This window comes from Streptomyces sp. NPDC052020, assembly GCF_040680575.1.
Classification (GTDB): Bacteria; Actinomycetota; Actinomycetes; order Streptomycetales; family Streptomycetaceae; genus Streptomyces.
The window spans coordinates 1-12,628 of sequence record NZ_JBFAWY010000048.1; the positions used below are offsets into that span (position 1 = coordinate 1).

The following is a 12,628-nucleotide window of genomic DNA, read 5'->3' on the forward strand; positions in this document are numbered from 1 at the left end:
AGAGTTCCCATGCACGACGTACGTGAGCTTGTGGACCTGGGGCCCGAGGCGGTGCGGCGCCTGGCCCGGCGCCGCTACGCGCTCGACGCGGACGCGCTGGAGACCGCGCACCGGCGCCGCGGCGCCGCCGCGGAGAGGGTGTCCGCTCTGCGGGCCGAGCTGAAGACGGCCGCGCGCGGGCACGGCGGAGCCCGCCCGGACGACGAGGCGCGCCGGCGGGCGCGGCTGCTGCGGGAGCGGGTGCAGCAGGCGGAGGCCGCCGCGCAGCGGGCCGAGGCGGAGCTGACCGAGCTGCTGCTGACGATCCCCAACCTGCCCCTCGATGAGGTGCCGGACGGGCACAGCGACCGGGAGGCGGTCGAGATCCGGCGGGGCGGGCCGCCGGTGTCCGGGGGTGCGGGGGCCCGCCACCACGCCGACCTGGGCGAGGCGCTGAACATCCTCGACAGCTCCCGCGCCGCCCGGCTCTCCGGGGCCCGGTTCACCGTGGCCCGCGGGCCCGGGGCCCGGCTGGAGCGGGCGCTGGGCGACTTCTTCCTCGATCTGCACACCCGGGAGCACGGCTATCTCGAGCACGCGGTGCCGTTCCTGGTGAACCGGGCGACGATGACGGGCACCGGTCAGCTGCCCAAGTTCGAGGAGGACTTGTTCGCCACCCGGGTCGGGGAGCGGGAGCTGTTCCTGGTGCCGACCGCGGAGGTGCCGCTGACCAATCTCGTCGCCGGCGAGGTGCTGGCGGCCGCCGACCTGCCGCTCGCCTTCACCTCCCGCACCCCCTGTTTCCGTGCGGAGGCGGGCAGTTACGGCCGGGACACCCGGGGCATCCTGCGCCTGCACCAGTTCGAGAAGGTGGAGCTGGTGCGCGTCTGCGCGGCCAGGGACGCGCCCAAGCAGCTGGAGCTGATGGTCGGGCACGCCGAGGAGTGCCTGCGCCGTCTGGAGCTGTCGTACCGGGTGGTGCTGCTCCCGGCCGGCGACCTGGGTTTCTCGGCCAGGATGACGTACGACATCGAGGTGTGGCTGCCGGGCAGCGGCGCGTTCCGGGAGATCTCCTCCGTCTCGGACTGCGGGACCTTCCAGGCCCGCCGGGCGGGCATCCGGGTGCGCACGCCGGGCGGGGGCAAGGAGGCGGCCGCGACGCTGAACGGCTCGGCGCTGCCGATCGGGCGGACCCTGGCCGCGCTGCTGGAGCAGGGCCAGCGGCCGGACGGGTCGGTCGAGGTGCCGGCGGCTCTTCGGCCGTATGCGGGGTTCTCGCGGATCAGGCCGGACGGCACCACCGACTGAGCGTCAGCCGCCCGGGCGGGCCGGGCGGGCGGGGCCCGCGCGGCTCACACCAGCTCCGGGGCGAGCGCGGGCCGGGTGTTGCGGCCCGGGGCGGTGCCGGCGCATGCCGGTGACTGGTTGAGTATCTCCAAGAAACGCTCCCTGAGCTGCGGGGACGGCTCGGTGCCCAGCTCGGCGACCATCCGGCCGCGGGCCGCGTGATAGGTCTCGATCGCCTCGGCCTGCCGTCCGCAGCGGTACAGCGCCAGCATGAGCATCTCGGTGACCCGTTCCCGCCAGGGATGCACGATGCTCATCCGCTTCAGCTCCCCTATGGCGGAGGGCACCTCGCGTTCCAGGTCGAGCCAGAGCTTGTCCTCCGTGGCGGCCAGGTGTTCCTCGGCCAGCTGCACGGCCACCGACTGGCAGATCAGTCCGCCGGCGACGTCTTGCAGCGGGGCACCGCGCCACAGGCCCATGGCGTCGAACAGCAGTCCGGCCGCCCGGGCCGGGTCCAGGGCCATGGCCGCGCGGGCCTGGGCGACACCGTGCCGGAAGACGTTCATGTCGAGGTCCCCGGCGGCGAATTCCAGGCTGTAGCCGGTGGAGCGGCTGATCAGCGCGCAGGCGCCGTCCCCCCACTCGTGCAGGGTGCGGCGCAGCCGGGAGACGTGGGCCTGGAGGGCGTTCTCGACGGTCACCGGCGGCTGGTCGCCCCACAGTTCGGTGTAGAGCTCCTCGGCCGGGACGAGTTTGCCGCCGTTGACGAGCAGCACGGCGAGCAGCACGCGCTGGTGGCCGCCCCGGATGCTGTGGAAGCGCCCGTCCACCTCGACTCCGACAGAGCCGAGAACCTTGAACTTCACTGACTGCTCCTCCCTGCCTGTCGCCCCCGGGGGTGTCGGATCCGGCGGGGCGGTACGGAGTGTGTTGTCCGGGGTTGAACCTGGCACCGGCGCCTTGAGCGCCGCTCGAAATACGCCATGGGAGCGCAGGGGGACGGGCTGTCGCGGGGGTGCGGCCGCCCCGGGGTCCGCGGGCGGGCCCCGGGCGGTGGGAGGGGGTGCCCGGCGGGGCTCAAGTCGCTCTCGAGTGCTCCTCGATGCGGCTCTGTCACAGTGGTTGGTGTTGCCGCCCGCAGCTTCACGCGACCGGACGGCGACGGTACGTAATCGCGAGTGATGGAGGAGTACGCGTGAGTGACCTGACCGAAGTGGCCGGCCGTTACATCGCCGTGTGGAACGAGTCGGACGAGGGCAAGCGTGCCGCCGCGATCTCCGACCTGTTCACCGCGGACGCCACGTACACCGACCCGCTGGCCGACGTGCAGGGGCACGACGGTATCGGGGCCGTGATCGCGGGTGCCCGTGAGCAGTTCAAGGGCTTCGAGTTCAAGGTTCTCGGTGAGGTCGACGCCAACCACCACATCGCCCGCTTCCAGTGGGAGCTGGTGCCCGCCGGCGGCGGCGAGAACGTCGTCATCGGTTTCGATGTCGTGGTGACCGACGGCGCCGGGAAGATCAAGGGCGTCTACGGCTTCCTGGACAAGGTGCCCGCCGGCGCCTGAGGACAGCCGGCGGCACGGGTATGACCGGGCGGACCCCCGCGTGCGAAGGGGGTCTGCCCGTTTCCGTCCGTGCGCGACGACACAGCACAGCAGCCGACCATCCCCCACAAGGAGCACCACGATGACGACGGACGCCGAGTCCAGCACCAGGCTCGAGGAAGAGGTGACATCTTTACCGAACGGTGCGCGCGGTCCTGGCTGGGGGGCGCTGGCCATCGTGATGGTGGGCACCTTCATCACCGTTCTCGACTACTTCATCACCAACGTCGCCGTACCCGCCATCCAGGCCGATCTGGGTGCCAGCCACGCCCAGTCGCAGCTGGTCGTCGTCGGCTACGGGGTGGCGTTCACCGCGGGCATGATCACCGGTGGGCGGCTGGGCGACCTGTACGGCAGGCGGCGTATGTTCTCGCTGGGGATGCTGGGGTTCACCCTGGCGTCCGGGCTGTGCGCCGTGGCGCAGGACGCCGACGCGCTGATCGTGTACCGGGTGTTGCAGGGCGCGGCCGCGGCGCTGATGGTTCCTCAGGTGCTGGGCATCCTCGGGGTCGTCTACACCGGGGCGGCGCGGGCCCGTGCCTTCGTCGTCTACGGTCTGGTGGTCGGTCTGGCCGGTGTGTTCGGGCAGGTCATCGGCGGTGCCCTGATCTCGGTGGACGTGGCCGGGCTGGACTGGCGGACCATCTTCCTGATCAATCTGCCGGTCGGTGTGGTGGCGCTGGTGCTGACGCCGCGTCTGATCCCCGAGTCCCGCGGCGCGCGGGGCGGGCGGCTGGACCTGGCCGGTGTGGTGCTGGCGACGGTGGCCCTGGCGGCCGTCGTGCTGGCGCTGATCGAGGGCCAGGAGCGGGACTGGCCGCTGTGGAGCTGGCTGCTGCTGGCGGCCGCGGTGCCGCTGGGTGCCGGTTTCGTCGCCCATCAGCGGCGCCGTACCCGCAAGGGGCTCAGCCCGCTGATCGATCTGGAGCTGTTCCGCAGCCGCAGGTTCTCGGTGGGGCTGGCCGCCATGCTGACGTACTTCCTGGCGATGGGGTCGTTCTTCTTCCTGCTGGCGCTGTATCTGCAGCAGGGCCGGGGTCTGTCGCCGGCCGAGGCGGGGCTGGTGTTCCTGACCCTGGGCGGCGGGTACTTCGGTTCGTCGCTGCTGTCGGCCCGGCTGGCCGAGCGGCTGGGCCACCGCCTGTACGGGGCGGGACCGCTGATGCTGGCGGCCGGTTATGTGCTGGTGGGGCTGACGGCACGGTGGCTGGGCACCGACGGGAGCATCCTGTGGCTGCTGGCGCCGCTGATCGTCGCCGGGGTCGGGATGGGCATGACCACCGGTCCGCTGACCGGTGCGGTGCTGGCGGGCGTCGACGGCGAGCACGCCGCCGCGGCCTCCGGTGCGGCCAACACCGTGCAGGAGGGTGCGGTCGCCATCGGTGTGGCGGTGGTGGGGACGGTGTTCTTCCCGGCGCTGGGCGAGGCGGCGCCGGAGGACTATCCGCACGCCTTCGGCGTGGGGCTGATTCCGCTGGTGGCGTTCTGCCTGGCCTCCAGTGTGATCGTGCGGTTCATGCGCGCGCGCGGCGAGCGGCTGGGGAGGTAGGGCGGCTTCTTCCCGCGGGCCGCGGGGAGTTGGGAAACGGCCGGACCGGCGCACCACGCCGGTCCGGCCGTCCGGCGTTTTCCGGGGCGGGCCAGTGGCGGGTCAGCGGCGTGTCAGCCGCCGGTGCTTGGGTGGTCGCCCGTACGCCGGTGCGCCACCGCCGGCCCCGTACTCCGGATCGGTTATGGACATGCCTGACACGAACACCACCATGGAACGGCTGCGTGAGCTGCCCGCGCACGAGATCAGGGAAGAGATGGAGGCCCTCGTCGAGGAGCTGTTCAAGGACGCTCTGCTGATGGAGGCCGACGAGGAACTGCCGTTGCAGGTCAGCTATTTCGACCTGGGGCTGACCTCGCTGCGGCTGACCCGGCTCAAGCAGCAGCTGGAGGAGCTGCTGGATCTGTCCATCAACACCAACGTGCTGTTCAACGAGCCGACCGTCGAGCAACTGGTCTGGTATCTGACCGATCTGCTCGCCGGTGCCCCCGCCGCGGACCTGACCGCCCAGTAACCGATCACCGGACAGAAGGAGCCGCGGACATGTCGCGCGAGAGCAGTCACGTCACCACCCCGGCCCCGGCCGGGCAGCACAGCGAGCCGGTCGCGATCGTGGGGGTGGGCCTGCGTTTCCCCGGCGGCAGCACCTGCCTGGAGGAGTTCGAGGAGTTCCTGCGGGCCGGCCGCTCCGGTATCGGGCCGCTGCCCGAGGACCGCTGGGACGTCGAGGCGTTCACCGCCCGCGGCGAGGACGACAAGGGCAAGATCCGGGCCACGGCCGGCGGTTACCTGGACCGGATCGACCTGTTCGACGCGGGCTTTTTCAACATCTCGCCCAAGGAAGCGCAGTACATCGACCCGCAGCAGCGCCTGCTCCTGGAAACCGCGTGGCAGGCCCTGGAGCACGCCAACATCGACCCCACCGGGCTGCGGCGCGGCAACGGCGGTGTCTACATCGGCGCCAGCTCCGTCGACTACGCCCTGGAGCTGGACGCGCTGCCCTATGAGGAGCTCGACGGCCATCTGGCGTCCGGGATCACCCTGTTCCCGCTGGCGGGGCGGCTGTCGTACTTCCTGGGCTGGCGCGGCCCGAGCATCAGCGTCGACACCGCCTGCTCCTCCTCCCTGGCCGCGCTGCACATGGCGGTGACGGCGCTGCGGCGCGGGGAGTGCGACATCGCCCTGGGCGGCGGGGTCAACGCCCTGCACCATCCGCGGATCCCGGTGATGTTCTCCAACGCCCGGATGCTGGCGGCCGACGGGCAGTGCAAGACCTTCGACGAGTCGGCGGACGGCTACGCGCGCGCCGAGGGCTGCGCCGTGGTGGTGCTCAAGCGGCTCGCCGACGCCCGGCGGGACGGCGACGAGGTGCTGGCCGTGATCCGCGGCACCGCGGTGGGCCAGGACGGTGACAGCGCGGGGCTGACCGTGCCCAACGGGCCGGCCCAGGAGCGGGTGCTGCGGCTGGCGCTGGCCGACGCCGGTCTGGGCTCGGGCGACATCCAGTACGTGGAGGCGCACGGCACCGGCACCCCGCTGGGCGACCCGATCGAGATCGGCGCCATCAGCAACGTGTTCGCCGACACGCACACCCAGGACGACCCGCTGATCGTGGGGTCGGTGAAGACGAACCTGGGCCACATGGAGCCGGCGTCCGGGCTGGTCGGCGTCATCAAGGCGCTGCTGCAGATCCGGTCGGCGACGATCTTCCCGCACCTGAACTTCTCCACGCCCTCCCCGCGCATCCCCTGGGAGGTGTATCCGGTGCGGATCCCCACCGCGTGCGAGCCGTGGCGGGCGCCGGTGCGCCGGGCCGCGGTCAACAGTTTCGGCTTCGCGGGCACCATCAGCGCGGTCGTCCTGGAGCAGGCCCCCGCCGACAGCGGGAGCGAAGACGGGAGCGGGGGCGGGGGGCGGGGGGCCGGCGCGGCCCCGGTGTTCACCCTGTCCGCCAAGAGCGCCGCCGCGCTGCGGGAACAGGCCGAGCGCTACCTCGCGTTCGTCGCCGGACATCCCGCCGCGGACGTGGCCGCCCTGTCCTACACGGCCAATGTGGGCCGGGCCCACTTCCCGTACCGGATCGCCGCCCCGGTCACCGGCCGCGAGGAGCTGATCGAGGTGCTGGAGGCGGCCCGGCAGCCGGGCGCGGGCGCCGAGCCCTCCGGGATCCGCAAGGTCGCCTTCATGTTCACCGGGCAGGGCGCGCAGTACGCGGGCATGGGCGCGGCCCCCTACCGGCAGTTCGCTCTGTTCCGCGAGATCGTCGACGAGTGCGACCGGCTGTTCGCCCCGCATCTGGGGCGTTCGGTGCGGGAGCTGCTGCTGGGCACCGCCGGGGACCCGGAGGTGATCGACCAGACGCTGTTCACCCAGTCGGCGCTGTTCACCCTGGAGTACGCCCTGGCCCGGCAGTGGATGGCGTGGGGCGTCAAGCCCAACGTGCTGATCGGGCACAGCATCGGCGAGGTGGTGGCCGCCACGGTGGCCGGGCTGTTCTCGCTGCCCGACGCGGTGCGGCTGGTGGCCGCCCGCGCCCGGCTGATGCAGTCCGTGCGCGCCGAGGGCGGCATGGCCTCGGTCGCGGCCGCCGCCGAACAGGTGGAGCCGCTGCTGGCCGGGCATCCGGAGCTGGCCGTGGCGGCCGTCAACGGGCCCGGCAGCTGTGTGATCTCCGGTGCGAGCGGGCCGCTGGCCGAGGCCGGCGCCCGCCTGGCCGGCGAGGGCATCCGCGTCACGCCGCTGTCGGTGTCGCACGCCTTCCACTCGCCGCTGATGGCCGAGGTGTTCGACGAGTTCCGCACCGCCCTGGAAGGGATCACCTTCCGCGAGCCGACGATCTCGCTGGTGTCCAACGTCACCGGCAAGGTGGCGCGGATGCGGGAGATCGCCAGCGCGGAGTACTGGGTGCGGCACATCGGCGAACCGGTGCGGTTCCTGGCCGGTATGCGCACGGTGGCCAAGCGCGGGCGGCACGCGTTCGTGGAGATGGGGCCCTCGGCGATGCTGTGCGCCCTGGGCAAGAGCTGCGTGAGCGCCGAGGACCATCTGTGGCTGGCCAGCCTGCGCCGGCAGGACACCGGCGGCCGGGCGACGCTGCGCGCGCTGGCCGACTTCTACAGCGCCGGGCTCACCGTGGACTGGGCCGCCTACCACGCCGGTGCCCGCCCGGCCAGGCAGCAGCTGCCCACCTACGCCTTCCAGCGCAAGCCGTACTGGCTGCCGGTCTCCAGGACGCGTGCGGGCGGCGCGGGCGGGCCCGCCCGCCACGTGCTGCTGGGGCAGCGCACCACCAGCGGTGACGTGCCGCGGGAGGTGTGGGAGTTCACCGCCGAGTTCACCCCGGCGGAGCTGGGCGAGTCGGCCGGGCACCGCATCGGCGGGCAGCCCTGCCTGCCGCCCGCCGCCTGGGCCGATGTGCTGCTGGCCGCGCAGGACGCGGTGTTCGGGCACACCCGCGGCGCCGTGGAGGACCTTCAGCTGCCCGAGCCGCTGGTGTTCACCGGCGAGCAGGCGGTGCGGCTGACCACGCGGCTGTGCCGGACGGGCCGGGGCGCCGCGGACGTCGAGGTGACGGGCACCGTGGGCGGCGGTGAGGACGACGGCGGGGTGCGGACGTTCGTACGCGCCCGGATCGCGCCCGCGGAGGAAGGCGGTGACGGCGGGCCGCGCGCCTGGGCGGACGGGCCGCCCGCTCCGGTGGCGCGGGCGGACGGCGAGGATGTCGCCGCCGACCTGGCCGCCGTCGGCCGCGGTTTCGGTGACAGGCCGCCGCGTCTGGCGAGCGTGGTGCGCCACGCCGGCGCGGTGGTGACCGGCGAGCTGGCCGGCGGGGAGGCGGCCGTGGTGGAGCAGCTTCCGGCCGCGCTGCTGGAGAGCGCGCTGATCGGCGCCGTCGCCCTGGAGGACGACGGCCCGGTGCGGGTGCTGCGCTCGGCGCGCCGCCTGCGGCTGTTCAAGAAGCCGCGCGGGCAGCGGCTGCGCCTGGTGGCCCGCGTCCGCCCCCAGGGACCGGACCGGGTGTGCGACCTGCTGCTGGAGGAGGACGGCGAGCCGGTCGCCGAGGTGCTCGGCGCGGTGCTGTCCCCGCCCGCAGGGCCGGAGGGCGGGCCGCACTTCGTCCACCGGATCGACTGGCTGCGCCGCGCCCTGCCCCCCGGACCGCCCGCCGGGCGGCGCCATGTGCTGCTGGCCGGCACCGACGGCGGCGCCGGTGCGGCCGCGCCGGCCGCGCTGCGCGCGCTGACGGGCCGCCCGGAGCTGTTCGACGCCGACGGCACGGGGCAGGTGCGTCTTTCCCTGGCACCGGACGGCCAGGCGCTGCACGAGGCGCTGGCCGATGCCTCCGTCACCGACGTCGCCTGGTTCTGGCAGCCCGCGCCCGGGCCGATGTCCTACGCCCGGCTGCGTGGCGAACTGGAGCACAACTTCCGCGCGCTGCTGCGGGCGCTGGCCGCGCCGGGCCTGGCCGATCCGCGGCGCACCCCGCGGGTGTGGCTGGTCACCGAACGCGCCCAGTGGCTGCCCGGCGACCGGGCCGACGGCCAGGAGCAGATCGCGGCCGGCGCCCTGTGGGGGTTCGGGCACGTCCTGCTCAACGAGCATCCCCGGCTGAAGGCGACCTGCGTCGACGTCGACGGTGACGGGGACGGCGCCGCCGCGGCGCTGCTGGCCGAGTGGCACGCGCCCGAACCCGGCGAGTACCAGATCGCCTACCGGGCGGGCCGGCGCCATGTGCGCAGGCTGCTGCCCGCAGACGGCACCCCGGCCTGGCCCGGCGGCTTCGAGGTGCACGCCGCCGCCGGTGCCGCGCCCCAGGTGGTGGCCGCCGGGGAGCGGGCCCCCCAGGGCGAGGAGGTGCGGGTGCGGGTGGAGGCCGCGGCCCTGACCGGACAGGACCTCCCCGGCCCCGGCGACGGCCCCGTCCCGGGCGAGGAGCCCGCGGCCCCGGCGGCGGTGACCGTGACCGGCTGCGCGGGCGTCGTCGTGGCGGCCGGAGCGCGGGCGTCCGTCGCCGTCGGCACCCGCGTCGGTGTCCGCCACCCGGGCCTGGTGCTGGGCTCCTCGGTGACCGTGCCGTCGTCCGCGCTGACCCCGCTGGACGCCGGTACACGGCCCGCCGCGGCGGCCGCGGCCGCCGCCGGCGCGGACGGGCGGCAGGCACGCGAGGCCGGGGTGTACGGGATCGACGAGGTCGACGAGGCGCTGCGGGTACTGCCCGACCAGCCCGGCCCGGTGGTCGTCGCGGTCGGCTCCGGCCGGGCCGGAGACGACGGCGGCGCGCCGGCACCCGGCGCGGCGGCCGAGGGCTCCTTCCGGGTCCGGGCCGACCGCACCTATGTGATCACCGGCGGCCTGGGCGGCCTGGGCCTGGTCACCGCCGCCAAGCTGGTGGAGCTGGGGGCGCGGCGGCTGGCCCTGGTCAGCCGCAGCGGACGCCCCGCCGGGGAGGCCGCCGGCATCCTGGCCGAACTGGCCGGGCGGGCCCAGGTGTCGGTGCTGCGGGCCGACATGGGCAGCCCGGCGGAGGTGGAGCGGCTCGTCGCCGAGCTGCACGCCCTGCCCCATCCGGTGGGCGGCATCGTGCACGCGGCCGGCGCCATCGGCAGCGAGCTGATCTCCGCCCTGGACTGGCCGGCCATCGAGGAGCAGATGGCGCCCAAGGTGTACGGCGGCTGGCTGCTGCACGAGGCCGCCGCCTCCTTCCCCGAGCTGGACTTCTTCACGGTGTACTCCTCCATCGCCCCGGTCGCCGGCGCCAGGGGCGGAGTGGGCCAGGCGCACTACGCGGCGGCCTTCTCCTTCCTGGACGGCCTGGCGCACTTCCGGCGCGGCCTGCAGCTTCCCGCCCTGTCCGTCAACTGGGGCTCGTGGGCGCGGGTCGGGGTCTCGGCCCGCCTGGACGCCTCCTACATCAGGGAGATCGAACGCAGCGGCGTCCGCCTGTTCTCCCCCGCGTGGGGCCTGCGCGCCCTGCACCGGCTGTGGGAGCGGCCCGCGGCGCAGCGGGTGGTGAACGTCTTCGACTGGCCGCAGTTCGTCAGCCGGCTGCCGCTGGCCAACGCCCTGTTCGAGCGGGTCGCCGGCCGGCAGGACAGCGCCGCGGCCGGCACGGGGGCGGACCTGGCCGATCTGCTGGCCAGGCCCCGGCCCGAGCGGCTGAAGCTGATCGGCCGGACGGTCGGCGAACGGGTCGCCGCCGTGCTCCAGTTCGCGTCGGCCGACGAGGTCGAGCCCGCCGCCGACTTCGTCGGCCTGGGCCTGGACTCGGTGATGGGGATGGAGGTGAAGTCCGCCCTGGAGTCGGACTTCGGCCTGAACCTGCCGGCCTCGCTCACCTTCGACCACCCCTCGATCAGCAAGATCACCGCATTCGTCGACAGCCGGCTGTCCCAGGACGCCGGATGACACCTGATCCCCACCGCCGCGCAGAAGGCAGCGTGAGCCACGAGATGAACCACGACACCCACCGCCCCGCCCGCTCCGCGGGCCCTGCCCCCCGCCACGGCACCGGCCGGACTCTGATGGCGGCCTGCGCCCGCAACGCCGCGCAGCGTCCCGGCCACACGGCGCTGATCTGCGAGGACCGCCGCACCAGCTATGCGCGGCTGCACCACGACAGCAACCAGGCGGCACACGCCCTGCTCGCCGCGGGCGTCGGCCGCGGCACCCGGGTGGCCTACCTGGGCCGCGAGTCGGAGCACTACTACCTCACCATCCTGGCGTGCGCCAAGGCCGGCGCGGTGATCGTGCCCGTCAACTGGCGGCTGACCGCGGTGGAGGTCGAGCACATCCTGCGCGACTCCGAAGCCGCGCTCCTCTTCGTCGACGAGGAGTTCGAGCCCACCGCACGGCAGGCCATGGCGGGCGGCGCGCTGCCGTCGCTGCACACCGTGGTACGCCTGGACGGCACCGGCCCGGACGGCACGCGGGACCGCGGGGCGGGCCTGCGCCGGTGGTACGCGCAGGCCCCGCACACCGACACCGACCCGGGCACGGGCCCCGACGACGCGGTCCTGCAGATCTACACCAGCGGCACCACCGGCCTGCCCAAAGGCGTCGTCATCGCCCACCGCACGTTCTTCACGCTGCCCGAGGCGGTCCGCGCCGGCGGCGCGGACCCGGACGAGTGGATCGACTGGCGCGAGGACGACGTCAGCCTGGTCTCGCTGCCCGGCTTCGGCATCGCGGGCATCGGCTGGTTCCTGCACGGCTTCTGCGTGGGCGCCACCCATGTGGTGATGCCGATGTACACGGCGTCGGAGGCGGTGGCCCTGATGAGCCGGTACGGCGTCACCATCACCTTCGTGGCGCCGACGATGCTGCAGATGATGCTGGACGAACGCGGCGTCACCCCGCGCACCTTCGCCTCCCTGCGCAAGATCGCCTACGGGGCGGCGCCGATCTCCGAGGGGCTGCTGCTGCGCTGTCTGGAGATGTTCGGCTGCCGGCTCGCCCAGATCTACGCCAGCACCGAGGCGGGCAGCGTCGCGGTGTGCCTGCCGCCGTCCGCGCACACCCCGGGCAGCCCGCTGCTGCAAGCCGCCGGGAAACCCTGCCCCGGCAACGAGATCAAGGTGATCGACCGGGACGGCAACGAGCTGGGCCCGGGCGAGATCGGCCAGATCTGCATCCGCACCCCGGCCCACATGATCGGCTACTGGAAGCGGCCCGAGGCCACCGCCCAGACCCTGGTGGACGGCTGGCTGCACATGGGCGACGCCGGCTACCTGGACGAGGACGGCTACCTGTTCCTGTGCGACCGGATCAACGACACGATCATCGTGGCCGGGCAGAACATCTACCCCGCCGAGGTGGAAAAACAGCTCAGCGAGCACCCGGCGGTCGCGGACGCGGCCGTGGTCGGCGTCCCCGACGGCCCCTGGGGCGAGGCGGTGCACGCCGCGGTGGTGCTGCGCCCCGGCGCCAGCGCCCGCCCGCGCGAACTGCTGCTGTTCCTGCGCGGACGGCTCGCCGACTACAAGATCCCCATCCGCTACCACGTGCTGGAGACACTGCCGCGCAACCCCTCCGGCAAGATCCTGCGCCGCTCGGTGCGCCGGCAGCTGAGCGAAGGGCACCAGACGGCATCCGCCTGAACCACACCCGCCCCGCACACCCCACACCCCGATACCCCGGCGGCCCGGCGGCCCGGCGGCCGGGTGCGGGCCCGGCGGCCCTGGCCGCGCACCGGCCCGCACCGGCCCGCA

The 12,628-nt window shown here is 74.0% G+C and carries 7 protein-coding genes; 6 read left to right on the forward strand and 1 reads right to left on the reverse strand.

All coding sequences use genetic code 11. The features are described from left to right. Nucleotides 1–9 precede the first annotated feature (9 nt). Nucleotides 10–1,287 carry a serine--tRNA ligase gene (gene serS / locus AB0L74_RS31425; protein ID WP_365659925.1) on the forward strand — a complete coding sequence of 426 codons (1,278 nt, stop codon included), beginning with the start codon at nt 10–12 and terminating at the stop codon, nt 1,285–1,287. 44 nt (nt 1,288–1,331) lie between these two features. On the opposite strand, the gene AB0L74_RS31430 is transcribed toward serS, so the two are convergent. Next, the gene (locus AB0L74_RS31430) at nt 1,332–2,132 is read right to left on the reverse strand and encodes an AfsR/SARP family transcriptional regulator (protein WP_365659928.1); all 801 of its coding nucleotides are present in this window, start codon (nt 2,130–2,132) and stop codon (nt 1,332–1,334) included. A gap of 329 nt (nt 2,133–2,461) precedes the next feature. Here AB0L74_RS31430 and AB0L74_RS31435 point away from each other — a divergent pair, with 329 nt between their 5' ends. From AB0L74_RS31435 to AB0L74_RS31455, 5 genes are all read left to right on the forward strand, one after another. After that, on the forward strand, nt 2,462–2,833 hold the full coding sequence (locus AB0L74_RS31435) for a nuclear transport factor 2 family protein (RefSeq protein WP_365659931.1): 372 nt from the start codon (nt 2,462–2,464) through the stop codon (nt 2,831–2,833). A 121-nt stretch (nt 2,834–2,954) separates the two neighbouring features. Continuing rightward, nucleotides 2,955–4,421: an MFS transporter gene (locus AB0L74_RS31440; RefSeq protein ID WP_365659934.1), complete on the forward strand. Its 1,467-nt coding sequence runs from the start codon at nt 2,955–2,957 to the stop codon at nt 4,419–4,421. A 190-nt stretch (nt 4,422–4,611) separates the two neighbouring features. Next, entirely contained in the window at nt 4,612–4,935 is a 324-nt protein-coding gene (locus AB0L74_RS31445; RefSeq protein WP_365659937.1) for an acyl carrier protein, read from the forward strand. A 29-nt stretch (nt 4,936–4,964) separates the two neighbouring features. Then, a complete protein-coding gene (locus tag AB0L74_RS31450; protein ID WP_365659940.1) occupies nt 4,965–10,826 on the forward strand; it encodes an SDR family NAD(P)-dependent oxidoreductase in 5,862 nt (1,953 codons plus the stop codon). Nucleotides 10,827–10,942: 116 nt separating this feature from the next. Continuing rightward, complete coding sequence (locus tag AB0L74_RS31455; RefSeq protein WP_365660012.1) at nt 10,943–12,517, forward strand: long-chain-fatty-acid--CoA ligase; 1,575 nt, start codon at nt 10,943–10,945, stop codon at nt 12,515–12,517. Nucleotides 12,518–12,628: the final 111 nt, after the last annotated feature.

Excerpts from the sequence above, each read along its gene's own strand:
- serS (WP_365659925.1), top strand. The coding sequence starts at position 10 with ATGCACGACGTACGTGAGCTTGTGGACCTGGGGCCCGAGGCGGTGCGG.
- AB0L74_RS31440 (WP_365659934.1), top strand. The coding sequence starts at position 2,955 with ATGACGACGGACGCCGAGTCCAGCACCAGGCTCGAGGAAGAGGTGACA.
- AB0L74_RS31445 (WP_365659937.1), top strand. The coding sequence starts at position 4,612 with ATGCCTGACACGAACACCACCATGGAACGGCTGCGTGAGCTGCCCGCG.
- AB0L74_RS31450 (WP_365659940.1), top strand. The coding sequence starts at position 4,965 with ATGTCGCGCGAGAGCAGTCACGTCACCACCCCGGCCCCGGCCGGGCAG.
- AB0L74_RS31455 (WP_365660012.1), top strand. The coding sequence starts at position 10,943 with ATGGCGGCCTGCGCCCGCAACGCCGCGCAGCGTCCCGGCCACACGGCG.